33 protein-coding genes are annotated in these 23,968 nt (G+C 63.0%); 10 read left to right on the forward strand and 23 right to left on the reverse strand.

Annotated features, from left to right (window positions below; genetic code table 11):
• Window position 1: 1 nt before the first annotated feature.
• The 6 genes from FIU86_RS13380 to FIU86_RS13405 all read right to left on the reverse strand — a co-directional run bounded on the left by FIU86_RS13380 (window position 2) and on the right by FIU86_RS13405 (window position 2,569).
• Window positions 2-412, reverse strand: a complete 411-nt coding sequence (locus FIU86_RS13380) for a biopolymer transporter ExbD (RefSeq protein ID WP_302848749.1) — start codon at window positions 410-412, stop codon at window positions 2-4.
• A complete protein-coding gene (locus FIU86_RS13385) occupies window positions 375-1,028 on the reverse strand; it encodes a MotA/TolQ/ExbB proton channel family protein (RefSeq protein ID WP_152475534.1) in 654 nt (217 codons plus the stop codon). Before FIU86_RS13385 ends, FIU86_RS13380 begins: the two co-directional genes overlap by 38 nt.
• The gene (locus FIU86_RS13390) at window positions 1,025-1,459 is read right to left on the reverse strand and encodes a hypothetical protein (RefSeq protein WP_152475535.1); all 435 of its coding nucleotides are present in this window, start codon (window positions 1,457-1,459) and stop codon (window positions 1,025-1,027) included. Before FIU86_RS13390 ends, FIU86_RS13385 begins: the two co-directional genes overlap by 4 nt.
• A gap of 390 nt (window positions 1,460-1,849) precedes the next feature.
• On the reverse strand, window positions 1,850-2,044 hold the full coding sequence (locus FIU86_RS13395; RefSeq protein WP_152475536.1) for a PLD nuclease N-terminal domain-containing protein: 195 nt from the start codon (window positions 2,042-2,044) through the stop codon (window positions 1,850-1,852).
• Window positions 2,045-2,091: 47 nt separating this feature from the next.
• Window positions 2,092-2,304, reverse strand: a complete 213-nt coding sequence (locus tag FIU86_RS13400; RefSeq protein ID WP_152475537.1) for a DUF2945 domain-containing protein — start codon at window positions 2,302-2,304, stop codon at window positions 2,092-2,094.
• Between the two features lies 1 nt (window position 2,305).
• A complete protein-coding gene (locus FIU86_RS13405; RefSeq protein WP_152475538.1) occupies window positions 2,306-2,569 on the reverse strand; it encodes a Rho termination factor N-terminal domain-containing protein in 264 nt (87 codons plus the stop codon).
• A 113-nt stretch (window positions 2,570-2,682) separates the two neighbouring features.
• Here FIU86_RS13405 and FIU86_RS13410 point away from each other — a divergent pair, with 113 nt between their 5' ends.
• Window positions 2,683-3,516: a formate/nitrite transporter family protein gene (locus FIU86_RS13410; RefSeq protein ID WP_152475539.1), complete on the forward strand. Its 834-nt coding sequence runs from the start codon at window positions 2,683-2,685 to the stop codon at window positions 3,514-3,516.
• A 76-nt stretch (window positions 3,517-3,592) separates the two neighbouring features.
• On the opposite strand, the gene FIU86_RS13415 is transcribed toward FIU86_RS13410, so the two are convergent.
• The 4 genes from FIU86_RS13415 to FIU86_RS13430 form a co-directional block, all read right to left on the reverse strand.
• Window positions 3,593-3,886: a hypothetical protein gene (locus tag FIU86_RS13415; protein ID WP_152475540.1), complete on the reverse strand. Its 294-nt coding sequence runs from the start codon at window positions 3,884-3,886 to the stop codon at window positions 3,593-3,595.
• Between the two features lie 296 nt (window positions 3,887-4,182).
• The gene (locus tag FIU86_RS13420) at window positions 4,183-4,386 is read right to left on the reverse strand and encodes a hypothetical protein (protein ID WP_152475541.1); all 204 of its coding nucleotides are present in this window, start codon (window positions 4,384-4,386) and stop codon (window positions 4,183-4,185) included.
• A gap of 71 nt (window positions 4,387-4,457) precedes the next feature.
• Window positions 4,458-5,432, reverse strand: a complete 975-nt coding sequence (locus FIU86_RS13425) for a DNA topoisomerase IB (protein WP_254703839.1) — start codon at window positions 5,430-5,432, stop codon at window positions 4,458-4,460.
• Between the two features lie 19 nt (window positions 5,433-5,451).
• Window positions 5,452-6,180 (reverse strand): Crp/Fnr family transcriptional regulator, encoded by a 729-nt coding sequence (locus FIU86_RS13430; protein WP_152475543.1) that lies wholly within the window; start codon window positions 6,178-6,180, stop codon window positions 5,452-5,454.
• A 76-nt stretch (window positions 6,181-6,256) separates the two neighbouring features.
• On the opposite strand from FIU86_RS13430, the gene FIU86_RS13435 reads away from it, so the two are divergent.
• Window positions 6,257-6,655 (forward strand): hypothetical protein, encoded by a 399-nt coding sequence (locus tag FIU86_RS13435; protein ID WP_152475544.1) that lies wholly within the window; start codon window positions 6,257-6,259, stop codon window positions 6,653-6,655.
• A gap of 70 nt (window positions 6,656-6,725) precedes the next feature.
• Window positions 6,726-6,896: a DUF1328 family protein gene (locus FIU86_RS13440; protein ID WP_152475545.1), complete on the forward strand. Its 171-nt coding sequence runs from the start codon at window positions 6,726-6,728 to the stop codon at window positions 6,894-6,896.
• A gap of 140 nt (window positions 6,897-7,036) precedes the next feature.
• Here FIU86_RS13440 and FIU86_RS13445 read toward each other — a convergent pair whose 3' ends face one another.
• A complete protein-coding gene (locus tag FIU86_RS13445; RefSeq protein WP_152475546.1) occupies window positions 7,037-7,846 on the reverse strand; it encodes a response regulator in 810 nt (269 codons plus the stop codon).
• A gap of 126 nt (window positions 7,847-7,972) precedes the next feature.
• On the opposite strand from FIU86_RS13445, the gene FIU86_RS13450 reads away from it, so the two are divergent.
• The 5 genes from FIU86_RS13450 (at window position 7,973) to FIU86_RS13470 (ending at window position 12,208) form a co-directional block, all read left to right on the forward strand.
• Window positions 7,973-8,122, forward strand: coding sequence for a NepR family anti-sigma factor (locus tag FIU86_RS13450; protein WP_254703840.1), 150 nt, complete (start codon window positions 7,973-7,975; stop codon window positions 8,120-8,122).
• A complete protein-coding gene (locus tag FIU86_RS13455) occupies window positions 8,119-8,667 on the forward strand; it encodes an RNA polymerase sigma factor (protein WP_152475548.1) in 549 nt (182 codons plus the stop codon). Before FIU86_RS13450 ends, FIU86_RS13455 begins: the two co-directional genes overlap by 4 nt.
• A gap of 34 nt (window positions 8,668-8,701) precedes the next feature.
• The gene (locus FIU86_RS13460) at window positions 8,702-10,402 is read left to right on the forward strand and encodes a sensor histidine kinase (protein ID WP_152475549.1); all 1,701 of its coding nucleotides are present in this window, start codon (window positions 8,702-8,704) and stop codon (window positions 10,400-10,402) included.
• The gene (locus FIU86_RS13465) at window positions 10,399-11,892 is read left to right on the forward strand and encodes a phospholipase D family protein (protein ID WP_368373131.1); all 1,494 of its coding nucleotides are present in this window, start codon (window positions 10,399-10,401) and stop codon (window positions 11,890-11,892) included. Before FIU86_RS13460 ends, FIU86_RS13465 begins: the two co-directional genes overlap by 4 nt.
• Before the next feature lie 118 nt (window positions 11,893-12,010).
• Window positions 12,011-12,208: a CsbD family protein gene (locus FIU86_RS13470; RefSeq protein ID WP_152477158.1), complete on the forward strand. Its 198-nt coding sequence runs from the start codon at window positions 12,011-12,013 to the stop codon at window positions 12,206-12,208.
• 48 nt (window positions 12,209-12,256) lie between these two features.
• Here FIU86_RS13470 and FIU86_RS13475 read toward each other — a convergent pair whose 3' ends face one another.
• The 7 genes from FIU86_RS13475 to FIU86_RS13505 all read right to left on the reverse strand — a co-directional run bounded on the left by FIU86_RS13475 (window position 12,257) and on the right by FIU86_RS13505 (window position 17,325).
• Window positions 12,257-12,967: a gamma-glutamyl-gamma-aminobutyrate hydrolase family protein gene (locus FIU86_RS13475; RefSeq protein WP_152475550.1), complete on the reverse strand. Its 711-nt coding sequence runs from the start codon at window positions 12,965-12,967 to the stop codon at window positions 12,257-12,259.
• Window positions 12,964-13,938, reverse strand: coding sequence for an amidoligase family protein (locus FIU86_RS13480; protein WP_152475551.1), 975 nt, complete (start codon window positions 13,936-13,938; stop codon window positions 12,964-12,966). Before FIU86_RS13480 ends, FIU86_RS13475 begins: the two co-directional genes overlap by 4 nt.
• A 14-nt stretch (window positions 13,939-13,952) precedes the next feature.
• On the reverse strand, window positions 13,953-14,954 hold the full coding sequence (locus FIU86_RS13485) for an AI-2E family transporter (RefSeq protein ID WP_152475552.1): 1,002 nt from the start codon (window positions 14,952-14,954) through the stop codon (window positions 13,953-13,955).
• Window positions 14,955-14,970: 16 nt separating this feature from the next.
• Window positions 14,971-15,738, reverse strand: a complete 768-nt coding sequence (locus tag FIU86_RS13490) for a hypothetical protein (RefSeq protein ID WP_152475553.1) — start codon at window positions 15,736-15,738, stop codon at window positions 14,971-14,973.
• A complete protein-coding gene (locus FIU86_RS13495; protein WP_152475554.1) occupies window positions 15,710-16,126 on the reverse strand; it encodes a phage holin family protein in 417 nt (138 codons plus the stop codon). The genes FIU86_RS13490 and FIU86_RS13495 overlap by 29 nt, the downstream gene beginning before the upstream one ends.
• Window positions 16,126-16,572 carry a hypothetical protein gene (locus tag FIU86_RS13500; RefSeq protein WP_152475555.1) on the reverse strand — a complete coding sequence of 149 codons (447 nt, stop codon included), beginning with the start codon at window positions 16,570-16,572 and terminating at the stop codon, window positions 16,126-16,128. Before FIU86_RS13500 ends, FIU86_RS13495 begins: the two co-directional genes overlap by 1 nt.
• A 207-nt stretch (window positions 16,573-16,779) precedes the next feature.
• A complete protein-coding gene (locus FIU86_RS13505; protein WP_152475556.1) occupies window positions 16,780-17,325 on the reverse strand; it encodes a hypothetical protein in 546 nt (181 codons plus the stop codon).
• Between the two features lie 364 nt (window positions 17,326-17,689).
• Here FIU86_RS13505 and FIU86_RS13510 point away from each other — a divergent pair, with 364 nt between their 5' ends.
• Both FIU86_RS13510 and phnX read left to right on the forward strand, forming a co-directional pair.
• Window positions 17,690-18,703 carry a histone deacetylase family protein gene (locus tag FIU86_RS13510; RefSeq protein ID WP_152475557.1) on the forward strand — a complete coding sequence of 338 codons (1,014 nt, stop codon included), beginning with the start codon at window positions 17,690-17,692 and terminating at the stop codon, window positions 18,701-18,703.
• A gap of 66 nt (window positions 18,704-18,769) precedes the next feature.
• A complete protein-coding gene (gene phnX, locus FIU86_RS13515) occupies window positions 18,770-19,552 on the forward strand; it encodes a phosphonoacetaldehyde hydrolase (RefSeq protein WP_152475558.1) in 783 nt (260 codons plus the stop codon).
• On the opposite strand, the gene FIU86_RS13520 is transcribed toward phnX, so the two are convergent.
• From FIU86_RS13520 to hisS, 5 genes are all read right to left on the reverse strand, one after another.
• Window positions 19,517-20,062, reverse strand: coding sequence for a DUF4166 domain-containing protein (locus FIU86_RS13520; protein WP_152475559.1), 546 nt, complete (start codon window positions 20,060-20,062; stop codon window positions 19,517-19,519). The genes phnX and FIU86_RS13520 overlap by 36 nt on opposite strands.
• On the reverse strand, window positions 20,059-20,520 hold the full coding sequence (locus FIU86_RS13525) for a thiol-disulfide oxidoreductase DCC family protein (RefSeq protein WP_152475560.1): 462 nt from the start codon (window positions 20,518-20,520) through the stop codon (window positions 20,059-20,061). The genes FIU86_RS13520 and FIU86_RS13525 overlap by 4 nt, the downstream gene beginning before the upstream one ends.
• A gap of 122 nt (window positions 20,521-20,642) precedes the next feature.
• The gene (gene hisG / locus FIU86_RS13530) at window positions 20,643-21,338 is read right to left on the reverse strand and encodes an ATP phosphoribosyltransferase (protein WP_152475561.1); all 696 of its coding nucleotides are present in this window, start codon (window positions 21,336-21,338) and stop codon (window positions 20,643-20,645) included.
• On the reverse strand, window positions 21,335-22,432 hold the full coding sequence (locus tag FIU86_RS13535) for an ATP phosphoribosyltransferase regulatory subunit (RefSeq protein ID WP_152475562.1): 1,098 nt from the start codon (window positions 22,430-22,432) through the stop codon (window positions 21,335-21,337). Before FIU86_RS13535 ends, hisG begins: the two co-directional genes overlap by 4 nt.
• A complete protein-coding gene (hisS, locus tag FIU86_RS13540; RefSeq protein ID WP_152475563.1) occupies window positions 22,432-23,928 on the reverse strand; it encodes a histidine--tRNA ligase in 1,497 nt (498 codons plus the stop codon). Before hisS ends, FIU86_RS13535 begins: the two co-directional genes overlap by 1 nt.
• Between the last annotated feature and the right edge of the window lie 40 nt (window positions 23,929-23,968).

Consider the following 23,968-nt stretch of genomic DNA (forward strand, 5'->3'; position numbering starts at 1 on the left):
CTCAGGACCCCAGCACGCTGATGCTGACCCGGTCGATGCTCCGCAGCACCACCAGCAGATCGGTCAAGCGCTGTGCCGTCACACCGTCGCGCAGGCTGACGACCACGCGCCGCGCCTCGTCGCTCGGCGGCATCTCGGCAAAGGCGGCACTCAGCCCTTCGATCTCCATTTCCTGTCCGTTCAGGCTCAACCCCTCGTCGCTCAGGCGCAGAAAGCTGATCTTGGTCTCGCTGCTGCCACTGCCGCCCGCCCCGGCGGCTGCCAGTTCGACGTCCGCAAAGCGCGAAAAGGTCGATGACAGCATGAAGAACAAAAGTAGCAGAAAGATCACGTCGATCAGCGACGTCATCGACAAGCGCCTGCGCCGCGAGGTCTTACGCACGGCTCGGCTCCGCCTCGAACTCGGTGGCATGCCCGGCCCGCCCCTGCGGATAGAGAACCGTCGAAATCGCCCGCTCCGCCGTGACCCGTTCGCCGTCCATACGGCCCTCGAACCAGCTCAGCACCATCGAGGTCGGCATGGCAACGGCCAGCCCCACGGCGGTGGTCAGCAGCGCCACCCAGATGCCACCCGCCAGAAGCGACGGATCGACCTGCGACCCGGCCTCCTGCAAGGACTGGAACGCCTCGATCATGCCCAGCACCGTGCCGAACAGACCCAAGAGCGGCGCCAGCTGCGCCACGCTGTCAAGCAGGCGAAACCCGCCTTCCAACCGGGCAAAGCGCGATTCCGCCTCGGCTTCCAGCCTCTTGGCATCCTCGGGCCGGGCCGAGAACGCCATTTCGATCACCGGCGCAAGGTAGCTTTTCGATTGCTTCAGTGCTGCCAGCGCCGCCGCAAGGTCGCCCGCGTCCCAGGCCGCGACCGCATCCTTCAGCGCCTTGTGCCGTCCGACACCCGCCGCCGAGAACTGCCACAGCTTGTAAAGGATCGTCGCCAGCGTGATTACCGACACCGCCAGCAGGATCAGAACGACCGGACCGCCAAGATCGACGATCTGGCCCAGGCTTTGAAGTATCCCGTTCATCCCGTCACCTCGATATCCGTGCGCGTGTCCAGTTTCAGATCGGTCTCGCAGGCGCTTTCCGGCAACTCCGCCGCCTCGCAGGTATGCGCCCCGTTGATCAGCACCTGCCCCAACCCGTCACAGGCCATGCCCGGCACGGTGAACTGGCGCACCCGCGGGCGCCCCGGCGGCAGGGTTCCGAAATCGAACAGCGTCAGGCGGTCCACCTGCCCCTGGCTGTCGAACAGCACGGTTTCATACACCGCCTTGTCGATCTGGCTCTGATGTCCGTTGATCACCAGGAAGGTCAGCGTGCAGCTGCCCTCGTTCGCCTTGGTCGCGTTCAGCTCGATCAGCACGGCCTCGCCCAGCTCTTCTTCCTGCGCCAAAACGCCTTGTGCCGCCCACAAGCCCGTCACCATCGCAACGACGCCGGTCATGATCCTCTTCATCTCGCGTCTCCCTTTCACGTGATCCACGCCGCGCCCCGCAGGATGCAGGCCGGGCCACGTTTCAAACCAATTCTTGGCGCGATCAAGCGCCCTGCGACCGTGACTATTGCGGAAAATGAGGGGATTCGGAACGCGGCTTGCCCGCAGATCGCGATTTCGTGCGCATCCCCCGATCTTCTGCCACCGGTGCGTATGTCGTGCGTCGGCCTGGCAGAAGATGAGACTCGGCTTGGAGACGCGTTGGCGCATATGTCTCACATCCAAATGGGACACTCAATACCTAAACAAATTTATCAGGTATACCCGCTGCACTCGTCTCGTCATGCAGACCAAACGAAAACGGGGCGCGCCCATCGGACACGCCCCGTTAAGATCAACTTGTAAGTGCCGTTATACCTTCGAGGTCGACGCGCTGCGCGGACCTGCGATCAGCCAGATGATGAAGCCGATAATCGGCAGGACGATCACGAGCAAACTCCACAGCACCTTCTTACCGGTCGAGGCGCTCGAGCCGATGATATTCACCAGCGCCCAGATATCCAGCACCAGCACGATAAGGCCACCAAGGCCACCAATCTCCAACATTTTCGTCTCCTTTTCTAAGTGTCTAACGCTTAAGTCTCACGTTTGTTTCAGGCCTTGCGCACTTCGCTGGCGCTTTTCAGCACCTCGTCGCCATCTTCCTGTTCGATCAGGTACGCAGGGCAATCGTCATCCGCGTCCCGCGTAATTTCCGATTCCTTGATCTTGACGGTCGTCTTTTGGGTGTAGACCTTCTTGACCTCACCTTGACCGGTGCCGTTGCCCCAGCCCCATTCGACCTTGTCACCCTGAGAGATTGCCATCTCAGTCGCGCCTCAGCGCGTCGATCAGTTCTTCCTTGGTCATATCCGACCGACCTTCGATCCCGACATTCTGCGCCTGGTCGTAAAGATCGGCTTTTGACCATTCTTCATAGGGCGGCGCCTTGCCGCCTTTCTTTGACGGGGCCATGTCATCATTGGCTTGCGCATTGGCGATCCGCGCGGCCTTGGACTTGCTGTAGCCCTTGTCGCGCAGGGCTTCGTATGTGTCTTCGTCCTTGATGGACGATCCGTTCGACTGTGCCATGACGGTCTCTCCGAATTATGCTGGGGATAAAACGTCGCGCCGCCCTATTTGTTCCCGCAAACGTGGTGTAACCGCGATATGTGCAGGCAAAGTGCCGATGACCGGAGTGGGTAATGTCGAAGACCGATAATAATTTGATCAAGCAGGAAAAAGAAAAGGAAGCGATCGAGGAAGCCGCGGCGCTGTCGCCGCGCCTGATCTTCGAGTCGATCCGTCGCAACGGCGAGGAAGAGCTGGAACGCCCTATGACCGCGCTATGGTTCTCGGGCATCGCCGCCGGCCTGCTGATCTCCTTCTCGGTCCTGACCGAGGCGATCCTGCGGTCTCACCTGCCTGATGCGGAATGGGCCTATATCATTGAGAATTTCGGCTATTCGCTGGGCTTCGTGCTGGTCATCATGGCCCGGCTGCAGCTGTTTACCGAAAACACCATCACCACGGTCGTGCCCGTGATGATCGACCCGTGCGCCCACACCATCGGTCGCACCGCCAGATTATGGAGCGCGGTCCTGGTGGCCAATATCATCGGCGCGTTCATCGTCGCGGCATTCTTTGCCTATGGCGGCGTTTTGACAGAAGACGTCTCTGCCGCTTTCACCGATCTCAGCCGCCACGCCACAAGCTTTCCACCGTTCGAGGGTTTCATGCGCGGCATCCCCGCCGGTGTCCTGATCGCCGCGATCGTCTGGATGCTGCCGTCCTCCAAGCGCAACGAGATCGGCTTGATCGTGCTTTTCACATGGCTGATTGCCCTCGGCGACTTCACCCACGTGATCGCTGGCTCGGTCGAGATGGCCTACCTGATGGTGCAGGGACAACTCGATGCCACCCCCGCCTTCGTCGAATTCTTTCTTCCCGTGCTACTCGGCAACGTGGTGGGCGGCACAATGATCTTTACCGTCCTGACCTATGCTCAGGTCATGCCCGAGGTCGACGAGCCCCGCTGACTCGATCCCAAACGAAAATGCGCGTGACCCTGACAGGGCACGCGCATCCGTACTGGTTCAAATCTGTGAACGAAGGTTAATTGTAAGACGCGAGACCGATTTGAGCCTCGCCTTTGTTCAGCCCGCCGCCGTGAATGTCCACGTCGCGCAACGCGTTGTTGCGGTCAAGCACCGTATGCACGCTCAGCACCTTGTTCCCGTGGCTCTTGCCCGGGTCTTCGATGATCGTCTGAAGCTCGGCGCGGGCGTCCTCATCCAGCGCGCTCATGTCTACCGCGACGACGTAGTCTTTCAACGCGTCAGCCAGCGGCGCGGCTGTCGCGGCCAGAGGCATCGTTCCGATCAGAATGGCAAGTGCAAAGCGTTTCATCGTTACTCCCCTTTCAAAAGGTTCACTCAATAAACGCTTGGAATCTAAGTGGGTTCCCAAAAAGTTAAGCACCGCAGCCTGGGACGGGCTGCGGTGCTGGGCGCGTTATACGCGCCGCGCTGACAGGGGACGGGGGGATGCTGTCAGCGCGTCTCAACGGCGTCCTGCCCGGGCTTCGAGCGTTCACGCCTATGTTCTTGCCGCTTCACAAAAATCGCAAAGCCAAGGATCACCACGTTCGCGATGATGAACAGCCCGGGGACAAAAAAGTCTGCCACGGTACCTGTCTGCATCGCCTAGTTGGCGGTGTCGGAACCGGCAGAGGTCTCCGTGCTTGTTGCCGGTGCTTGCACACCATTGCCGGCTTCTTCGCCATCGGTGGCCAGAATGTAGAACACACCGAACAGGATCGCCGCGAAAGCTACAGCCAAGAGCATCCCGCCGAGGGGACCGATATGGCGTTTCTTTTGACGTTCCAGATTTGTTTCGGGTGCAGACATGCCGCCTCCTTATCACTTGTTTCAGCGCCTCAACGCCCCGCCTCCGTGCTGGTTCCAAAAAATATCCCCGCTCACGAAATAAATTTTATCAGCGCCTCTTCACCTCGCCGGAACCCGTCCGCAGGTGTGTCAATTTTCGGAATGCGCGCGCTGTGCGTGCCCGTCTTCAGCCGCGCAAGCTCCATAACATCCGGGTGTACATAGCTTTTCTGCGCAATGGCTGGCGTATTGTGCAGACGCTCCGCCGCGGCCTCGGCCAGCGACTTGATGCTGATCTCGTTCGTGCCGGCTGCCACGGCGAAAGCGGCCAGCGTTCCGTGCCAGGTGCGCAACGTCTTGGCCGTGGCGTCGGTCTGGCACAGCTCATTCAGCTTTGCGTTCAACTGATCCGAAGACACGCTGCGCGCATTCCCGTCTTCGTCCAGCCAAGACACCAGCGACGGGCCCGGCAAATCTTGGCAAGCCTCCATCACCTTGGCCAGCTTCCTGCCGCGCAAAGTCTTTTCCACCGGCTTGCCGCCCTTGCCCTTGAACGCCAGCGCAATCGCGTCGCCTTCAATACGCAGGTGCCGCCGCTTCAGCGTGGTCGCGCCATAGGTCCGGTTTTCCGTGACATAAGCACGTGACCCTGGCCGCAGCGCCGCGCGGTCGACCAGCGCCAGAACCGCTGCCACCGCGGTGTCCTCGCTGCCCACCTCACCCGAAAGATGTTGATCGATCCAGCGGCGCAGCGTCGGAAGGCTCTGGCCGAACGCGCCAAGCCCCTCGAACTTGGTCTGCGCGCGTTGCGCGGCCCAGTCGGGGTGGTACCTGTATTGCTTGCGCGTCCGCGCGTCGCGCCCGGTGGCCAGCAGATGCGCATTGCCCATCGGCGCCATCCACACGTCGGTATAGGCCGGAGGCACCGCCAGCGCCTGCAATGCGCGCCGCTTTTTCGGACAGTCGATCCGCGTCCCGTCGACATTGATGTACGAAAATCCCCGGCCGCGCTTCTCGCGCCGAATGCCGGGGTTGCTGTCAGGGTAATAGACCAGCCGCTCTGCCACGGGCGATATCCTCCATCGTTCAGATAAGAGGACGCGTCGATATCGCTCCCGGTTCCACGTTGCCCAACCGGGCAAGCTCAACTTCTTTGTGAACGACCAGCGCATCGTCCTGCCAAGTGGCCACCCCGGCTTCGCGCAGGCGCGTCAGCGTCTTGTTGGTATGTACCAGCGACAGGCCGACCGCATCTGCCAGGTCCTGCTGGCGATACGGCAGCGGCACACGGCCATTCTCGATCAGATCCAATGCCCGCAGGCGCTGATAAAAACGGTAAAGCGCCCATGACACGCGCGCGATGCCGTTCATCTGCCCGACCGTGACCAGCGCTTCGCCCAGCAACTGCTCTTCTCGCGCGGCCAGGTGTGTCAGGTCAAACGCCCGCTTGGGCTGCGACTGGAACAGCCGCCAGAAATCCGAGCGGTTGAAGACGCACAGCTTCATCGTCGTCGTCGCTTCGACCGAATGATCCATCTCGCCCATCACGCCGCTTTGCAATCCGACGAAATCGCCCGGCAACACGAACCCGACCACCTGCCGCCGCCCGTCTTCCATCGTCTTGTACCGAATGCCCATACCGCTCAGCGCGGTGTAAAGCTGGGTCGAGGACGCGCCTTCTGCGAGGATCTCGGTCCCCTGTTCGGCCCGCAACTCCCCGGTCTTGAAGCTCGCCATGAACTCAAGTTCGTCGGCCGTCATCGGGCCGAACAGGTCCAGTTCCCTCAGCGGGCAGGTCCCGCAATCGATCGCCATTTTACGGTGTATGTCCCAGTTTAATTACGGCGTCATGATTCTCTGCCATGATCACCCAATACCGAGGGGGTAGTAAATGCAAAAGATTGCGCCACGCGAAGACCTTGTTCTGGTTTCTTCGCGCAAATTTCTCGAAGCCGCAGACCTTGCGGATTTCGCCAAATCGCGTTCGCTCGGAGAGGTGATCGTCGAAAGCGATACCGAGCGCGCGCATGGTCTTCTGTCGGAAAATCACTTTTCCTTCGCGTTCATCGGCCTGCCCGAGACCGAGCGGCGTGACAGGCTACTGTCCAAGCTTGCTGCGGACCACACCCATATCGTGCTGCTCGATGACGACGGTTCGGCGCCGGGATCGGTCGGCATGCGCGTGCTGTCCCGCCCCTTCACTGACGCCGATCTCGAAGGTGCGATCCGGCATGACGTGGCGCCCGTGGCACATATTTGCACCACGAACCAAACGCCGCCTGCCGCCTGAAGAATTCCGGGAACCAGCCCGCCGCCTGATCGTTTGTATCCCGTAACGATACGAACGAAGGACCGGGCACATGCTTCATTGGGCTCTTACTTTTTTGGGTATTGCCTTGATCGCGGGCATTTTCGGCTTTGGCGGCATTGCGGCGGCGTCCGCCGGCATTGCACAGATTCTGTTCGTCATCTTTTTGGTGCTCTTCGGCGTGGTGCTGGTGGTCAGTGCCATCAGCGACCGCTCGTCCTGATCCTCATTTGACACCGACAACCGCCAAAGGGGCTGGCCCGCAACACCAGCCCCTTTTGTTTTGCGCCCCACGCAAATGCAGAAACGCCCCCGCGCAGATAGCACGGAGGCGTCAAAATAATTTCAAATCCGATGGGCAGCTCAGGCCTTCAGAGTCTCCGTCGACGAAAAGAACATCGCTTGGCTCACTGCCGAACGAACCTGGTCGGATTGGTACGGCTTCGGGATCAGGAACGCAGGCTCCGGTCCCTCGCCCGTCAGCAGGCGCTCGGGGAACGCGGTGATGAAAATCACCGGAATGTCCGGAGCATTCTCCATGATGCGGTTCACGGCGTCGATCCCGCTCGATCCGTCGGCCAACTGGATATCCGACAGAATCAGGCTCGGGGTCTCTTCCTTGAAAAGCTTCAGCGCATCGGTTTCCGTCCGCGCGATCCCGGTGATACGGTGGCCCATGTCGCCCACGATGCCTTCCAAGTCCATCGCGATGATCGCTTCGTCCTCGATGATCATCACCCGGCCCGACAGCACGCTCGACATTTCCTCATAGGCGATTTCGACCAGCGACCGCGCTTCCTCCTCGGACATGTCCATGATGACGCCAACCTCGGAAAACGAGAATTCCTCTATCGTGTGCAGCAATAGCGCCTCGCGCGTGTTTGTGGTCAACTTCGACAGATGCGCCTGCGCCTTGGCCTGTAATCCTGTGTCGTCGTCCGAAAACACGGCGCCCGATGTTGCCCAGATCGGCTGAAACACCTTGAACAGCGCCAGCTTCGGGGAAATAGACTCGTCGAAGACACCGCGGTCGCTCAGCACCGCTTCAAGTGTCGCCATGGCATATTGATCGCCCCGCTCCTGCGACCCGGTCAGCGCGCGCGCATACCGGCGAAGGTAAGGCAAATTTGCACCGATCTTCTCGCTAAGATCCTCGGCAGTCTTTTCGGTCATTTGATTGCTTCCAGTTTTTTTCTACTATCTTGGAACCTAACGTGTCGGATCGCGTTAAGTTCCAGACACAGTGCACAGATGTCAAACCTAGAGACAATAATGACCCGAGCAAAACGGACTTCAAGTGTGGATACGACCATTGACGAGAATCTGAAACGTGCGTTTGACGATGTGGCAAGTGAGCCTCTGCCGTCGCGTTTTACCGATCTGTTGGAGCAACTCAAGGCCGAGGGTGCGCCCAAGGACTCTGATCCGGAATCGGATAGCAATTCATGAGCGATCCCCGTGACGAACTGGTGGAACATCTTGGCCCGATGCGCGCTTTTGCCATGAGTCTTACGCGCAATTCCGCGCTTGCCGACGACATGGTGCAGGACGCGCTGGTCAAGGCGTGGACCAACATCGAAAAGTTTCAGCCGGGCACCAACATGCGCGCTTGGCTGTTCACCATCCTGCGCAACACCTATTACTCGCATCACCGAAAGGCGCGGCGTGAGGTCTCGGACACCGACGGCGAACTTGCCGCGTCCCTGGCCAAAAAGCCCGATCATGACGGTCGCCTGCAGATGCGCGACTTTCACACGGCCTTTGAAAAACTGCCCGACGAACAGCGCGAGGCACTTGTATTGGTGGGGGCCGGCGGCTTTTCCTACGAAGAAGCAGCCGAAACCTGCGGCGTCGCTGTCGGTACGATCAAAAGCCGGGTCAACCGTGCCCGGGCGCGGCTGGTGGAGTTGATGCAGCTGGACGAGGATCAGGTACTCGAAACGACGGACGCGGTCACCGCGGGTATCGTATCGGCGAACAAAAGCGTTGCCTAAGAAGTCGAAAGCCCTGCTCGACGCATACGGAACGATGGTCAACAGACTGTCGTTCCGTCTTTTTGCGTTGTTGGCGCTTGCGCTTTTCCCCTTGGGAATCATCGCGGTCTACCAGACCGACCAGGTGCTGGACGAGACCGAAAACCTGCGCCGCAACGCACTCTTCTTTGAAACCACCTCCGCCGCACGGGACGAACGCGAGCTGATCCAGCAGACGCTCGGCTCGGCCGAAGGGCTTGCGGCCCTCTCCATTCTAGACGACGCCCCCGCCTGCCGCGAGGTCATGCGCGAGTTCGCGGAAAGCAACGCCCACATCGCCTTTGCCGGCTACACCAAGATGTCGGGCTTCATGGAATGCAGTTCCGATGGCGACGAGGTACGAGATTTCCGCGATCTCGAACGTCTTCAGCGTGCGCTCAATGCGGACGGTCCCAGCGTTTATGTCGCGCCTCTCGGCTCGATCACGAAACAACCCGTGCTGGTCGTCAACCATCCGGTCTACATCGACCGCAGCCTTGCCGGCATCGTCTCGCTCTCGGTGCCGCTGCGCATGACCTATCAACCGCTCACCTCCCGCCGCTTCGATCACGAATTGCGCTTCGTCACCTTCACCCGCGACGGCCAGGTGGTATCGGCCAGCGGTGGCCGCGAAAACGCCGAAGAAATCCTGCCAAGGCTGATCGACCCCGAAGATCTCAACCGCCAGGTCGGCACCACGTTCAATGGCGTCAACGGGCGGGGCGAGGAACGCATCTATGCCGTTGCCAGCATTTTCCAGGACCAGGTCAGCGTCATCGCAAGCTGGCCCGCCCGCGCTTCGGTCTGGGGCGGCGGGGCCTTGTCCTACTACGTGCTCAACCTGCTCTTTCCCTTCGCGATTTGGGTCGCCGGCCTCGCCTTTGCTTGGTACGAACTGCGCCGCGTCGTCATCCGCCACGTCCGCGACCTGCGCTCGGCCATGCGCCGCTTCGCCCTCGGCCAGCGCGATGGCTTCCCCCTGCGCCTGAAAAACCCGCCCGAGGAATTTGCCGAGGCCGAGCGCGCCTTCAACCGCATGGCAATCATCATCGCCGAATCCGAGGCGCGTCAGGACAAGGATCTGAAGGACAAGGAGGTGCTGCTGAAAGAAGTGCACCACAGGGTCAAGAACAACCTGCAAATGATCGCCTCGATCATGAACATGCAGTTGCGCAGCGCCAAGACGCCCGAAGCCAAGTTCATGCTGGCCAGCCTGCAACGGCGGGTCAACGGCCTCGCCATGCTGCACCGTACGCTCTATACCACCCCCGACCTTTTGACGATCGAGGCCAACGAGCTGCTCGAGGCAGTGGTCACCGACATCTCCACCATGATGACCGTCCCCGGCGTCGTGATCGAGCGCGATCTCGATGCCCTGCCGCTTTATCCCGATCAGGCTGTACCGCTGTCGATGCTGCTGGCAGAGGCGCTCACGAACGCACTGAAATACGTCGGCGCAAAAGAAGATGAAACCCCGTCCGTTCGCGTTACGTTGAAGGAGCAGTCAGGCGGGCAGTACCAGCTCAGCGTCACCAATTCGAAAGGCCCGGTCATGCTTCGGCCCCTCCCCGAGGTCGAAACCATCAGTGGCCTCGGAACAAAGCTCATGCAGGCCTTCGTCAGCCAACTCGAAGGCGAACAGAAAGTAACCGAAGACGAATACCACTACGGTCTGCACGTCGTCTTCGAACGAAAGGATTTCGAGGCCCCCTCGTGACACATGCTCAGGACGATCCAGACTTCCAGGTGATGATAACCGCGCAGGAAGCGTGGCCGGTCTTCGAACGGGCCGTGCTTGCCGCCAAGTCCCACGTCGTGGCCTCGTTCCGCATATTCGACCTCACGACCCAGCTTCGCAGCCCGGAAGCCCAGGAGATCGGCGAGACCTGGTTTGACCTCTTCGAGCATCTGCTGTGTCGCGGCATCACGATCGACCTCACCGTCAGTGATTTCGACCCGGTTTTCGCCACCGAATTGCATCGCCTGACATGGCGCACCGTGCGGCAGGCGGCGGCGCTGGCGGAAGTCTCAGACTGCCCCATTCACAACCTGCGCATACGCGCCGACCTGCATCCCGCGAAGGCCGGCCGCCTGCCTTGGTTGGCCTTCCTGCCCGCTGTGCTTCAACGCCGGTCCAAACGGCTGATGGCGCTCAACGACGACCAGAAACTGCGCGAGGCCGTGCGCCTCGACGACGGCTCCCTGCCCGAGCTGCACACCACCTCGCACCACCAGAAAATCGCGGTGATCGACGACGAGGTGCTTTACGTGGGCGGGCTTGACCTGAACGAACGGCGCTACGACACGCCCCAGCATGACCGCATCGCCGCGCATACCTGGTCGGACGTACAGCTTCTCATTCGCGGCGGCCCCGAGGCGAGGGAGGCGGCGCATCACATCAAGACCTTCCTCCCCAGCATCGAGGCCTGCCGCAAGCCCGCGCCGATGAAGTACATCCGCCGCACGCTTTCCGCGCCGCGGCCCACACAGTTGCCCTACGTCTCGCCCAAGACGCTCCTGCACGAGATCGAGGAGGATCACATTCGCGCCTTCAAGCGGGCCAAGGACATGATCTATATCGAATCTCAGTATTTCCGCGCTCGCGGTCTCGCCAAGCGTCTGGCCAAGGAAGGCCGCCGCCGGCCCGACCTGCACGCCATACTCATCCTGCCCGGCCTGCCTGACGAGGTCGCCTATTCCAGCGAGATCGGCATCGACGCCCGTTACGGCATGTCGCTCCAGCACGACGCGATCGAGATGGTGCGCGACAGCTTCGGCGACCGCATCGTTGTCGCCACGCCGGTCCAACCCCGCTTTGCCGCCCGCGACACGATCCAGACCCTTTCTGGCTCGCCACTGATCCACGTCCACAACAAGATTCTCGTGCAGGACGACACATTCGCCATGGTCGGATCCGCCAATCTCAACGGCCGCTCGCTCTACTGGGACACCGAGGCCGCCGTGCGCATCACCGATCCGGGCCGCATCCAGACCCTGCGCGAGCGGCTGATGTCGCACTGGTGGTTCGAGGACTTGCCCGCAGAGGCGCGCGCGCATGACACCATGTTCCCCTGGTGGTCCAGGAAGATCGCCGAAAACAGCGTCATGAACCCCGAGAACCGCCACGGCTTTCTCGTCGAACATGACAGCGCGCAACTGCGCGATACTTGGCTCAACCTGCCCGGCGTGACGGAAAACATCGTCTGATCCGCGTGTCTCGCTGGAACCCGCGCCCGACAGCCCGCGTTGACCCAATACGAATAAACGGACGGACCGCCCTACCGGCGGAACGGATCAAGTTACTGATATGATTGGAGAATACACGATGGACCGCGAACGCATCGAAGGCAACTGGAACCAGATCAAGGGCCAACTGCGCGAAACCTATGGCGACCTGACCGATGACGACATCGAGGAAGCCAAGGGCGAGCGCGAACAGATGATCGGCGCCCTGCAAGCCAAGGTCGGCAAGGACAAGGACGAGGTCCGCCGCGACGTTGACCGCATCCTCGGCAACATCTGAAGCCTACGTCGATAACACTGAAAACGGGCGCCTTCGAGGCGCCCTTTTTCATCGCTGTTTCAGCACTGCATCGACCTGCCCGCGGGACGCGCCATAGGCCCGCGCCGCCGCCACCAGCGCCTTGAACAGCAATCGCTGCCGCCGGGCATAAAACAAATGCTCGGGATGCCACTGCACCCCCAGCGCAAACGGGTCCTCCACACGTTCCACCGCCTGGATCATCCCCCAACTGTCCCGCGCCGCCACCCGCAAGCCGCGCCCCAGCGCCTCCACCGCCTGCGTATGCAGCGCGTTGACCCGCATCCGCTCGGGCCCGCAGATCCGCGCCAGGTGGGTGTCATACATCACGTCCACGTCGCGCTTGGGCAGGATCGTCTTGATCTTCTCGGCCTCGCCAAAGGTTTCCCACGCGTCCTGGTCCAGCGTGCCGCCAAGCGCCACGTTCATCATCTGCGCGCCTCGGCAGATCCCCAGAACCGGCAGGCCAATCTCCAGCGCCTCCGTGGCCAGTCCCCGCTCCAGATCATCCCGGGCGCGGTCCAGCGTGGCCGACACGCCCAGCACGCCTCCGTACAGCTCCGGCCCCACGTCATCGCCGCCACCGATAATAAGCCCGTCCACCGCGCCAAGGTCAGCGGGCCGTCCCACGCCCCAGCGCACGGCCCGCGCGCCGGCCAGCCACAGGTTGAACCACACCAGCGGAAAAATCCGCCACCCCGACCGCTGCGAGGTGGTCACGGCGATCAGCGGCCGGCTCATTGCGTGTCACGGCCCAGGATATCGCTTGCGATCCGCACCCACGCGCTTTCCCGGCGCAACACACCGCCCGAGTGCGCATGGTCCTGCCACGCCTCCTCCAGCGTCTCCAACTGTTCCGTCGCGGCCACTTTCTCGACCAGCCGCCACATCTCCCACGGCTCCTGCAACGACCAGCCCTCCTCGTTGATCCGGCTGTCGGGCAGGCGAAAATGAAACGCGGGCCGCGCCTTGGTGGAGTGTTCGTCGGGATAGCTGGCCTCGAACAGCCGTGGCAGCGCGTGCTTCATCAGCGGCAACAGGTCCAGCGCATGATTGCGCGTGCGCACATGCGGGTCCATCAGGTCAAGCAACAGTTCCAGACTGTCCGGCTTTTCCTCGACCAGTTCATCGACCAGCGCCCGCGGCCAGGCATTGACGAAAGGCAGCACGCGGCGCGTCACGTCGATACCGTTATCGGCGCGCAGGACTGGGTCCAGCAACCCAAAGGCCCGCACCGTGCGCAGCGTATGCGGATCGGCGGGCGCGACCACCTCGACATTCAGATGCACGCCGAACCCCAGGAATACCCCGTTGCGCGACCCGCTCGCCCCGGCCTCGCGCAGGACAGGGATCATCGCGTCGAACCGCGCCATCTCGTCGGGCGTCAGCGGGTCCGTCACGATCTCGACCGGCACCAGCCCGCGGAGCAGGTCCTTGACTTGCGACCCGGCCAACCCGCCGCTCTTTTTCTTGCCAAGGGCCGTGTCCAGCTCGATCTCCAGATCGCCCAGCGCACTGCCCCGCACGAACAACAAATGAGGATCGGCGTCGTCCAGATCCCCGCCAAGGTTCTCCTGCAAGATCGACGCCACGCGGCGCTCGCACAGGCCCGAGAATTCCACCTCGATTCCAATGCGGCGCATGTCGCCCTTCGCATTGGTCTCCATCGGTAAAGGCGCGAAATGATCTGCGTCAGCACCCTGCCCTGTCATGTAACCTGATCCATCTAGTGTTCGGACGCTGTCCCGCGTTTGGATTGAGCCGAGACGAGGGCATAGACCCAGACGACCACCGGCAGGGCGACGATACCCCCAAGCGGTCCCCAAAGCCACAGTCCGAATACGATGGAGAGAAAGACGACCAGCGGATTGACCTTCAGCTGCTTGCCGACCAGCGCCGGTGTCACGAATTGCGCCTCGATCGCGTTCAGCATCAGGAACGAGGCCGGCGCGACCAGTGCATAGGCAGAGTTGAACGTCAGAAGCCCGGCCAGCAACAACGAGAACATGATCGCCAGCGGGCCGAGATAGAGAACGAAATTCGCCAGAAACGCCGCCGCGCCCCACAGCATCGGGTTTGGCAGGCCGATGAGGATCAGCACACCGCACAGCGACACGCCAAGACCGAGGTTGATCAGCGCGATGGTCACGAAATAATGCGACACCGCCCGATCCGCCTGCTTCAGCGCCACGCGGTACTGTGGGATTGCGCTGTAGATGTCATCACGGGTCATCAGGAAAAAGAACAACGTTCCCGCGAAGATCAGCATTTGCCCAAACAGGTTCGGCGCAAGCCAAAGCGCTTCCGCGACGGATGGAATCGCTTCTTCCACAGCGTCTTCACCGCTTTGCGAAATGGTTCGCTCGACGTCAAATGTTACACCGCCCAGACTGCGCAACATGAAGGTTAATTCGTTCATCCAGCCGCGAAACTGCTGCTGGATGCGCGGCACCTGGTCGATCAGCGCCGACAGCAACGGTCCAAGCGCCACGATCAGCAGAAAGATGACGGCCGCACCGACGATCAGCGCGGAGGCCGCGCTGACGGTTCGCGGCACACCAAGGTTTTCCAACCGGCCTGCGACGGGCGACATCACCACGCCCAGAACCAACGCGAACGTCGCCGGGGCAAAGAGGTTTTGCGCCTCTTTTGCCGCGGCGACGACTGCAATGAATGTCAGGGTGATAAGGCAGGCCCTTACCAGCTTCGACGGGGCTTGATCTACCACCTTGAGTCTTTAACCTTCAGCCAGCCTTGGAATTGAACTGTTCGGTGCCGGCGCGGACGGCTTCGTTGACCGCGGACTTGCCCTTGGTCTCCAATTCCGAGATCTCCGCTTTAAGGCGCTCTTCTGCGGCTCGCAGAAAGGCATCGCGGCGCGCGCCCAACATCTCGGCTTCGCGGCGCGTGCTGGGCAGCAATGCCCCCACCAATCCGCCGATTCCGGCAGCGACCAGCCCAGTCACCAGAGGTTGCGAATTATGCGTATCGACGGCTGACTTCGCCGCACCGCGCGCATACCGCTCCGCGGCTTCCTGCGCATCCACGGCCTTCAGCCGCAGCGAAATCACGCGATCCCGCGCTTCCGGCCCAAGCCGTTCCAGCCCGCTATGCAGCTTTCTACGCATGCGCGACGCCGATGCCGACACGCGGCCAGCGGCGATTTGCGTGCGCTTGGCGTTGCGTTCGGCCGCACGGGCGATCCGCTCATCTTGGCTCAACCCGTTCGAGCTGCGCCCCATGTTAGAAAACGCGCCCTTCTGATGCGCCGTACCGCCGGCCACCAGCATTGCCACACCGATCCCCACAAGCGCCAGGCCAACCGGATGGTCCTTGGCCGATTGCGTGATGCTGTTGGTGGCAGTCCGGCCGAATTCGGCGGCATCGTCGATGGCTTGGCGTCCAAGGCGTCCGGGGTTCACGCTCTCGGCGAAATCCCCGATCGCATCGGCCAGTCCGGCGCGATGTTCTTCTGCGTCTTTCTCAAGCTTTTCCATAGACTTCGCGGTCATCATGACTCTCCTCGAATAGTGCAATATCTGATTTCAGGCTTTCGATCGTGCGCTTGGGCATCATCGCCCGCGCCGAGAGGCACCGCATCCCGATCACGCCAAGGATGATCGTCAGCGTGACGAACACCCCAAACACGATGGCCGCAGCCGTGCCAAATCCAAGCCCCATATCCGCCAGTGCCAGCACGGCCACCACCGCAAGGGCGTGGATGCTGACCAGCGCAAAAAGCAAAGCGGCGGCGATCAGGATCAACCCGGCCTTGGCCGAACGAAGGTTCTGGCTCAGCTCCCGCCGCGCCAGGTCGGCATGGGCGGCCAGCAGGCCCCGCGCTTCGCGCAGGATGCGGGCCACGACCACGCCGAATGGTGGTTTGGGCGAGTCCTTCATCAGTCGTGTGTCCCCGTGTGCGGGTTTTCGGGCAGGTAGCCCGCCCAGACATCTTCATCGTCCGATGCAATCAGTTCCGGGCCATCATCCGACGGCGCACTGGCGCTCAGGAAGCGTGCCGCAGCAAACCCGGCCAGCGCCGCACCGCCTAGAAACAGCAGAGGGTTGCGCCGAGCAAACGCCGACACATCCTCGACCATGTCCGGCAGCGACCGTTCGCGCAGGCGGTTGGTCGCGTCCTCGACGGCTTCACCCGCCTGGGTCAGGAAAGAGTTCACGGCATCATAGTCCTCGAACTCACCAGCGGCCTTCTTGGTCGCGCTTGAAATCGTGTCGCCATGCTCGGCCACGTCGTCGCGCATCTCTGCCGCGCGGGCCTCGGCCTCTTTCGTGACGGCTTCCTTACCGTCTTCGACCATTTCCTTGGCTTTCGTCTTAGCGTTCATTGTCGGTCTCCTCACGCATTTGTGACGTGTTGCGATCTGTATTGCCTGAATAACGTCTGCGGGCTTCGGAGGTTCCGCTGGCCCTGCAATATCTTTGCCGTCGCGGTGCCCGCGCACAGGCAGCAGCCAAACAACTTTGCGGACACGAAAAAACCGGGGCGCCGAAGCGCCCCGGTCCATACTCGTCACGTCACAACACTATTTGCGTTAGCCGCGGCTGATCGCATCGGCGATGCGGTCACGCAGGTAGTCTACAGAAAACGCATATTCGAGCGCTTCACCTTGGTTGGTCGTCTGCAGCGATTTCACCTGAATGCCGACAGTCGGCACCTGATAACCGGCTGCGGGGTCAAGGTCGACAAAGACCAGACCACCCATTTCGCCGTTGTTCTCGGTGTAGGACACGGTGCCAACCGGCTCGCCCGTCACGGTATAGATCATCGTACCGGGTTCGGCGATCAGCAGGATGTTCTCGCTCTCGGTATTCTCCGAACCGGTTTCGTCCTGAGCAACTTCGTCGTCCACGCCTTCATCGGCAGAACCCGAGGTTTGCGTGCCGATCACGACGATGTCGTCGCCATCTTCGGAATAGGTCGTGGCTTCGACCTCAGTGTTGCCGTCTTCGACTTCAGCGGCGTTTTCCAGAACCTGACCTTTGTTCGTCACGTCGGCTCCAACGGTCGATTCCGCATAGGCGGCAAGTGCGCCTGCGGTCGAGAATGTGGCTGCGAGTGCAATCGTACGGTTAAACATAGTAATCTCCTTCGCTTGTGCAGCACCGTGCTGCGATCTGGGGAAAGAACTGCTTGCCCCGGCCCGGGTTCCGAAAAAATTCTTGCATCGGTTTTTTTCATTGCGCGACTTATGGCGGAAAGGGCGCGGGGGCTTGACAGAAATTCACTATAAAAACCTGATATAAAACATGATTTCATGCTCCGAGATCCAGAAACCCAAGCGCAGTTCACACAGTCAAAAACAATATCGTGAACCTCTCCGCTATTTGCGCAGACACCGGCAATACGCGAAACTGTGCATTTTTTTGCCCAGCCTTCCGGTGTCATTCCCCGCCGCTCCGCGCTAACGTACATCACGCATCACACCTAAAGCGGCCCCGATCATGCAAGCCTTTCTCGCCCCGGCCCAGTCCGGCCACGCCCCCCAGACCTTCCTGCATCAGGGCGTTCTGAAACCTTCCCCCGAGGCACCGGAACGCATCGCCATCCTCAAGGACGCCGCGCAGGCCACGGGCTGCACCTTCGCCGCCCCACCCGATGCGGGGCTCGCCCCCATCGCTGCGGTGCACAGTTCCGAATACATCACCTTTCTCCGCACGATCCACGCCCGCTGGTCCGCCATGGACGGCGCCGCGCCCGAGGTCATTCCGAATATTCACCCCCGCTCGCGCGCGGACAGCTACCCCACCTCGCCCGTGGGCCAGGCCGGCTACCACCAGGCCGACACCGCCTGCCCCATCGGCCCGCACACCTGGGACGCCGCCTATGCCTCGGCCCAATGCGCCATCGCCGCCGCCGATACGGTGGCCTCCGGCGCGCCTCACGCCTACGCGCTCTGCCGCCCGCCCGGGCACCACGCCTATGCCGACCAGGCCGGCGGCTTCTGCTTTCTCAACAACTCCGCCATCGCGGCCCAGCGCCTGCTGGCTGCGGGCCACCGCCCCGCCATCCTAGATATCGACGTGCATCACGGCAACGGCACCCAGGGCATCTTCTACGACCGCGCCGACATACTCACCGTGTCGATCCATAAAGACCCGAGTGACTTCTACCCGTTCTTCTGGGGTCACGCGCACGAACGCGGGCACGGCTCCGGCCTCGGCGCCAACCTCAACCTGCCCCTGCCCCGCCTAACCGATGACGGCGGCTATGCCCCCGCGCTCGACACCGCCCTCGCGCGCATCACGGATTTCGGCACCACCGCGCTGGTCGTGGCGCTCGGGCTCGACGCGCACGAAGCCGATCCCTTCAAAGGCCTCGCCCTCACCACCCCCGGCTTCACCCGCATCGCTCGCACCTTGGCCGCCACCGGCCTGCCGCTCGTGCTGGTGCAGGAGGGCGGCTATGTCTCCGACCATCTGGGCACGGCCCTCTCGGCCTTTCTCTCGGGACTCTGAGGCCTGTCACGAAACCATCAAGCTCTACCGCTAGACACGGCTGAACAGCACGCAGGAAAGACCCGCATGACCCGCTTCACCGCCGCCGTATTCGACTGGGCCGGCACCACCGTCGATTTCGGCTCCTTCGCCCCGATGGGCGTGTTCGTCGACGTCTTCGCCAGCTTCGGCATCAACGCCACCATCGAACAGGCACGCCAACCTATGGGCGCGCCCAAGTGGGACCACATCCGCACCATGCTCGACATGCCCGACCTCGCCCGCCAATGGCAGGACAAGTATGGCCGCGCCCCGACCGACGCCGATGTCGATGACCTCTACAAGGTCTTCGTACCGATGAATGAAAAGGTTGCGGCGGAGTACGCCACGCTGGTGCCGGGCTGCGCCGAAGCCATCGCCGAACTGCGCCGAATGGGCCTCAAGATCGGCTCCACCACCGGCTACACCCGCTCGATCATGACCCACGTCCTGCCCGTCGCGGCCGCACAGGGCTACTCCCCCGACAACCTGGTATGCTCGGACGATCTGCCCGAGGGCCGCCCCGGCCCGCTTGGCATGTATCAATGCATGATCGACCTTGCCGCCTACCCGCCCGAAACGATCCTCAAGGTCGACGACACCGCCCCCGGCATCATGGAGGGCGTCGCCGCAGGCTGCGTGACCGTGGGCGTCGCCCTCTCCGGCAACGCCGTCGGCAAGACGCCAGAGGAACTGGCCGCCCTCACCGAGGCCGAGATCGACCCGCTCCGCGCCCACGCCACCGCGATCCTGAAAGACGCGGGCGCCGATCACGTCATCGACACTGTGGCCGACCTACCCGCTCTCGTCCGCCGTCTGGGTCACGTCTAGCCACCCGTGATAGCGTAGCACCGGCGCGCGTTCCCAGGGCAGCCCGATCGAGATATCGAACCGGTAACGCCCCGCCTCGGGCCGTTCCGAGGCGCTGACCCTCGGCGCCGCCCATTTCGGCAGCGGGAGGCCCAGAAATCGGAACCGCCAGTCCGCCAGATCCAGCCCGCCCTCCGCCGGCACCAGCCGGCTCATCGCCACCATCGCGCCCATACGCTCGGCCAGCCCTCCGCCGGGCGTGACCCATTGCACGGTCTCCATCACCTGCCCGGCCATGCTGCGCGTCCAGACGTCCCGATCATCGCGCCCGCGCTTTTCGAACCTCAACTCGGCATCCTTCACCGCCAGCGGAAACCCCGCCAGCCGCAGGCCTGCGCGCAGCACCGGATTGCGCGTCACCTCCACCGTGATCCGCCCGTGAAACACCCCGTCACCTGCATGCAGCGCCCGGCACTCTGGCGCCAGCGCCGCCATCGCGTCTTCGCCCAGAAGCCGCGCATAGACCGTCACCGCAAAAGCCGCCTTTGCACCTGCGGGTCCGGCAGGGCACACAAGTCCCCCCGCCCGGACACCGCATATCTGTTCCGCGCGATCCGCGCATAGATCCAGTCGCGCAGCCACACCGGCAAGAGCCAGACCAGTCGCGCCGGCGCGTAAGCCCAATGCAGCCGCGGAAACAGCATCGCCATCCCCTCCAATGACCCCCACGCCCGACCGTCCTCGATCATCAGCCAAGACGCCGGGTCGTCTGCATCCAGCCCGTAATGCTCGAGCAACGCCCGCCCCAATGCCCCCTGCATCGGCGCGATCCGCACCCGATCCTCCCTGTCCAGCCGCGCAATCCGCCGCGCCGCGCGCGAACACAGCGCACATTCGGCGTCCATCACCACCACGATCCGGCTGTCATCGAACCCCGGCACCGCCCGATCTTCCCGAAACGAATACGGCTCCCGCGCGTCTGGCTGCATCACCGTGCTCCCGGCTTTTTCTTGCCAGAAATACTCAAATCCACACCGCCCTCATCCCGCATCGCCGCCGGAGCATGGCGCCGAAAGGGTTTCACTGTTCTCGAAATACTCAAGAACAGCCCTCACCCCACACCCAGCCGATCCAGCAGCGCCTTCAGCGCCGCGTGATCGTCCGGGTCATGCGCCACCCGGCGCGAGCGAAAGAGCGTCGCCTGGCTGCGCAGGATCATCCCGTCCTCCAGCGTCTTCAGGTGATTGGCCCGCAAAGTGTCCCCGGACGAGGTGATATCGGCAATCGCCTCCGCCGTCTCGTTCTTGACCGTGCCTTCCGTCGCGCCCTGGCTGTCGACCAGCTGGTAATCCGCCACGCCGTTGTCGCGCAGGAACTCCCGCACCAGCCGGTGATACTTGGTGGCGATCCGCATCCGAAACCCGTGCCGCTCCCGAAACGCCGCCGCTGCCGCATCCAGATCATCCAGCGTGCCAACATCCACCCAGACCTGCGGCACCGCCAGCACAAGGTCCGCCGCGCCAAAGCCCAGCACTTCGACCTCCTCGACCACCTGCTCCCAGCCGCCCAGCCTCTCGCGCACAAGGTCCTGTCCGGTCACACCCAGATGGATCCGCCCGGCGGCCAGCTCGCGCGGGATCTCGCCCGCCGAAAGCAGCACCAGCTCGACATTCTCGACACCCCGGACGAAGCCCGCATATTCGCGTTCCGCGCCGCTCCGGCCCAGCTCCACGCCGCGGTCCGCAAACCAGCCAAAGGTCTTGTCCATCAACCGGCCCTTCGAGGGCACACCGATCTTCACGCTCATGTCCCGCCCTCCAGCGCCAGCACCTGGTCGGGCCGGATCACGCCGCCCACCGCCGGGATCTCGTGCCCCCCGCCCAGCCGCCGGGTCAGCGCGTCATAGCGCCCGCCCGTGGCAACAGGGGGCAGGTCCGGGCGCTTGGGCACGGAAAAGCCAAAGACGAAGCCATCGTAATATTCCATCTGCGTCCGGCCATAGCTGGCCTCGAACTCAAGCCTTCCGGGCGCCACGCCCGCGCGCTCCAGCGCCTCCAGCCGGCGGGCCAGCAACTCCACCGCGCCCGAAATCGCCGGCATGTCCACCGCGATGTCGCGCAGATGCTCCAGCGCGTTGTCGGCGGTCTCGCGCACCGCCAGAATCGCGTCCAGCAATTCCACCTCACGCGCCGCCAGCGGCGGCGTCTCGGCATCCTCGCGCAGCGCCGCGATCCGCGCCGCAATCTCCTCCGTCCCGCGCAGCCCGATCATCGGCGCGTCACAGGCCATAGGGTCTTTTGCCGCCAACAGCGCCGCCCGGCTCTCCGGCACCGGCGCCCGGCCCGAGAACCGCTCGATCAAAGCGCGAAACCGCCGGGGGCGCCAGATATGCCGGCGCAGCGCCACCTTGCGCCGTTCCGTCGTGTCCAGCCCTTCGACGGCGGCCATCAGGATGCCGATATCGCCGATGACCGCCTGCAACGGCAGGTGCTTCACCGCCTCGTGGATCACCGCGAAAACCCGCGCATCGGCTTCGGCGGGCGCGCGCCGGTCGAACATCTCGAACCCGACCTGCAGGTATTCATTGGCCCGGTCGCTGTCGTCTTCCTGCCGCCGAAACACCTCGCCCGCATAGGTGTAACACGCCGGCTCCGCCCCATGCGCCATGTGCATCTGCACCACCGGCACGGTAAAGTCGGGCCGCAGCATCTGCTCGCCCCGCAGCGCGTCCGAGGTCACGTAGGCCCGCGCCCGGATATCCTCGCCATACAAATCCAGAAGCGTGCCCGCCGGTTGCAGCACCGAGGTTTCCACCGGCACCGCGCCCGCCGCCTCGAACATGTCGCGCAGCCGCGCAGCCTCGGCCTTGACCGCCGCGCGGTTGTCCGGGGTCGGTCCCATCAGTCCTGTCCGCTCTTCTGGCCGTCCAGCATCTCGCGCACCTTCGCCACCAACTGGTCGCGCGTCACCTCGAACTGGCTCGGGCGTTCCTTCCATTCCTCCAGCGTGGCGTTCTCGGCAATCTGCGCGCCCAGGACCAGGTCCTTGATCTGCACCTTGTCCGCGTCGAACTCGTCGCTGCCCGCAATGACCGCGACGGGACTGCCGCGCCGGTCCGCGTATTTCATCTGGTTGCCAAAGTTTTTGGGGTTGCCCAGATACACCTCGGCGCGGATGCCCGCGCTCCGCAGCTCCGACACCATCGCCTGGTACGCCGCCATCCGGTCCCGGTCCATCACGGTCACGACCACAGGCCCCTCGACAGAGCCGCCAATCCGCCCTTTCTCACGCAGCGCGGCCAGCAGACGATCAACACCGATAGACACGCCCGTCGCCGGCACCGCCTGCCCGGTGAACCGCTTCACGAGGTCGTCATACCGCCCCCCGCCGGCAACGCTACCGAACTGTCGCTTGCGACCCTTGTCGTCGTGGATTTCAAAGGTCAGCTCCGCCTCGTAAACGGGGCCAGTGTAATACCCCAGCCCCCGCACCACGCTCGGGTCGATCACGATCCGGTCCGGGCCATAGCCCTGCGCCGCCAGCAGATCGGCAATAGCTTCCAACTCCTGAACCCCGTCCGCGCCCATCGCGCTTTCGCCGACCGCGTCGCGCAGGTTGGCCAGCGTCTGCGCGACATCGTCGGATTTCGAAGTCAGAAAGGCCAGCACCGGCTTGGCCTGCGCATGGGTCAGCCCGACGCCATCGATATAAGCCCCCGACGCGTCCAGCCGCCCTTCGGTCAGCAGAGCGCGCACGCCTTCCTCGCCCACCTTGTCGAACTTGTCGATGGTGCGCAGAACCGCGTCACGCTGCGCGCCTTCGTCAAGGCCCATGACCTCCAGCACCCCGTTCAGAACCTTCCGGTTGTTCACCCGAATGAGGTAATCCCCGCGCGGAATGCCCACTTCTTCCAGCGTATCCGCCAGCATCGCGCAGATCTCGGCATCGGCGGCCATGCTGGCCGTGCCCACCGTATCCGCGTCGCACTGATAGAACTGCCGGTACCGCCCCGGCCCCGGCTTCTCATTCCGCCACACCGGCCCCATCGCATAACGCCGATAAGGCGTCGGCAGGTCGTTGCGATACTGCGCATAGACCCGCGCCAGCGGCGCCGTGAGGTCATAGCGCAGCGCCATCCAGTCGCCCTTGTCGTCCTCGTCGAACTCCTGCCAGGCGAAAACCCCCTCGTTGGGCCGGTCCACGTCGGGCAGAAACTTGCCCAGCGCCTCGACCGTCTCCACCGCGCTCGTCTCCAGCGCATCGAACCCATAGCGATGATAGACCCCGGCGATCTTGCGCAGCATATCGGCGCGCTCGGTGACTTCGACACCGAAATAATCGCGGAACCCCTTGGGCGTTTCCGCCTTGGGGCGCGGGGCCTTCTTGGTCTTCGCCATGTCCCTAATTCCTTGGCTGGGGGCTTTGCGGCGCGGTCTA

The organism is Roseovarius sp. THAF9, from assembly GCF_009363715.1.
Taxonomy (GTDB): Bacteria; Pseudomonadota; Alphaproteobacteria; order Rhodobacterales; family Rhodobacteraceae; genus Roseovarius.

Excerpts from the sequence above, each read along its gene's own strand:
- FIU86_RS13380 (WP_302848749.1), bottom strand. The coding sequence starts at position 412 with ATGCCACCGAGTTCGAGGCGGAGCCGAGCCGTGCGTAAGACCTCGCGG.
- FIU86_RS13385 (WP_152475534.1), bottom strand. The coding sequence starts at position 1,028 with ATGAACGGGATACTTCAAAGCCTGGGCCAGATCGTCGATCTTGGCGGT.
- FIU86_RS13390 (WP_152475535.1), bottom strand. The coding sequence starts at position 1,459 with ATGAAGAGGATCATGACCGGCGTCGTTGCGATGGTGACGGGCTTGTGG.
- FIU86_RS13395 (WP_152475536.1), bottom strand. The coding sequence starts at position 2,044 with ATGTTGGAGATTGGTGGCCTTGGTGGCCTTATCGTGCTGGTGCTGGAT.
- FIU86_RS13400 (WP_152475537.1), bottom strand. The coding sequence starts at position 2,304 with ATGGCAATCTCTCAGGGTGACAAGGTCGAATGGGGCTGGGGCAACGGC.
- FIU86_RS13405 (WP_152475538.1), bottom strand. The coding sequence starts at position 2,569 with ATGGCACAGTCGAACGGATCGTCCATCAAGGACGAAGACACATACGAA.
- FIU86_RS13410 (WP_152475539.1), top strand. The coding sequence starts at position 2,683 with ATGTCGAAGACCGATAATAATTTGATCAAGCAGGAAAAAGAAAAGGAA.
- FIU86_RS13415 (WP_152475540.1), bottom strand. The coding sequence starts at position 3,886 with ATGAAACGCTTTGCACTTGCCATTCTGATCGGAACGATGCCTCTGGCC.
- FIU86_RS13420 (WP_152475541.1), bottom strand. The coding sequence starts at position 4,386 with ATGTCTGCACCCGAAACAAATCTGGAACGTCAAAAGAAACGCCATATC.
- FIU86_RS13430 (WP_152475543.1), bottom strand. The coding sequence starts at position 6,180 with ATGGCGATCGATTGCGGGACCTGCCCGCTGAGGGAACTGGACCTGTTC.
- FIU86_RS13435 (WP_152475544.1), top strand. The coding sequence starts at position 6,257 with ATGCAAAAGATTGCGCCACGCGAAGACCTTGTTCTGGTTTCTTCGCGC.
- FIU86_RS13440 (WP_152475545.1), top strand. The coding sequence starts at position 6,726 with ATGCTTCATTGGGCTCTTACTTTTTTGGGTATTGCCTTGATCGCGGGC.
- FIU86_RS13445 (WP_152475546.1), bottom strand. The coding sequence starts at position 7,846 with ATGACCGAAAAGACTGCCGAGGATCTTAGCGAGAAGATCGGTGCAAAT.
- FIU86_RS13455 (WP_152475548.1), top strand. The coding sequence starts at position 8,119 with ATGAGCGATCCCCGTGACGAACTGGTGGAACATCTTGGCCCGATGCGC.
- FIU86_RS13460 (WP_152475549.1), top strand. The coding sequence starts at position 8,702 with ATGGTCAACAGACTGTCGTTCCGTCTTTTTGCGTTGTTGGCGCTTGCG.
- FIU86_RS13470 (WP_152477158.1), top strand. The coding sequence starts at position 12,011 with ATGGACCGCGAACGCATCGAAGGCAACTGGAACCAGATCAAGGGCCAA.
- FIU86_RS13475 (WP_152475550.1), bottom strand. The coding sequence starts at position 12,967 with ATGAGCCGGCCGCTGATCGCCGTGACCACCTCGCAGCGGTCGGGGTGG.
- FIU86_RS13480 (WP_152475551.1), bottom strand. The coding sequence starts at position 13,938 with ATGACAGGGCAGGGTGCTGACGCAGATCATTTCGCGCCTTTACCGATG.
- FIU86_RS13490 (WP_152475553.1), bottom strand. The coding sequence starts at position 15,738 with ATGACCGCGAAGTCTATGGAAAAGCTTGAGAAAGACGCAGAAGAACAT.
- FIU86_RS13495 (WP_152475554.1), bottom strand. The coding sequence starts at position 16,126 with ATGAAGGACTCGCCCAAACCACCATTCGGCGTGGTCGTGGCCCGCATC.
- FIU86_RS13500 (WP_152475555.1), bottom strand. The coding sequence starts at position 16,572 with ATGAACGCTAAGACGAAAGCCAAGGAAATGGTCGAAGACGGTAAGGAA.
- FIU86_RS13505 (WP_152475556.1), bottom strand. The coding sequence starts at position 17,325 with ATGTTTAACCGTACGATTGCACTCGCAGCCACATTCTCGACCGCAGGC.
- FIU86_RS13510 (WP_152475557.1), top strand. The coding sequence starts at position 17,690 with ATGCAAGCCTTTCTCGCCCCGGCCCAGTCCGGCCACGCCCCCCAGACC.
- phnX (WP_152475558.1), top strand. The coding sequence starts at position 18,770 with ATGACCCGCTTCACCGCCGCCGTATTCGACTGGGCCGGCACCACCGTC.
- FIU86_RS13525 (WP_152475560.1), bottom strand. The coding sequence starts at position 20,520 with ATGCAGCCAGACGCGCGGGAGCCGTATTCGTTTCGGGAAGATCGGGCG.
- hisG (WP_152475561.1), bottom strand. The coding sequence starts at position 21,338 with ATGAGCGTGAAGATCGGTGTGCCCTCGAAGGGCCGGTTGATGGACAAG.
- FIU86_RS13535 (WP_152475562.1), bottom strand. The coding sequence starts at position 22,432 with ATGGGACCGACCCCGGACAACCGCGCGGCGGTCAAGGCCGAGGCTGCG.
- hisS (WP_152475563.1), bottom strand. The coding sequence starts at position 23,928 with ATGGCGAAGACCAAGAAGGCCCCGCGCCCCAAGGCGGAAACGCCCAAG.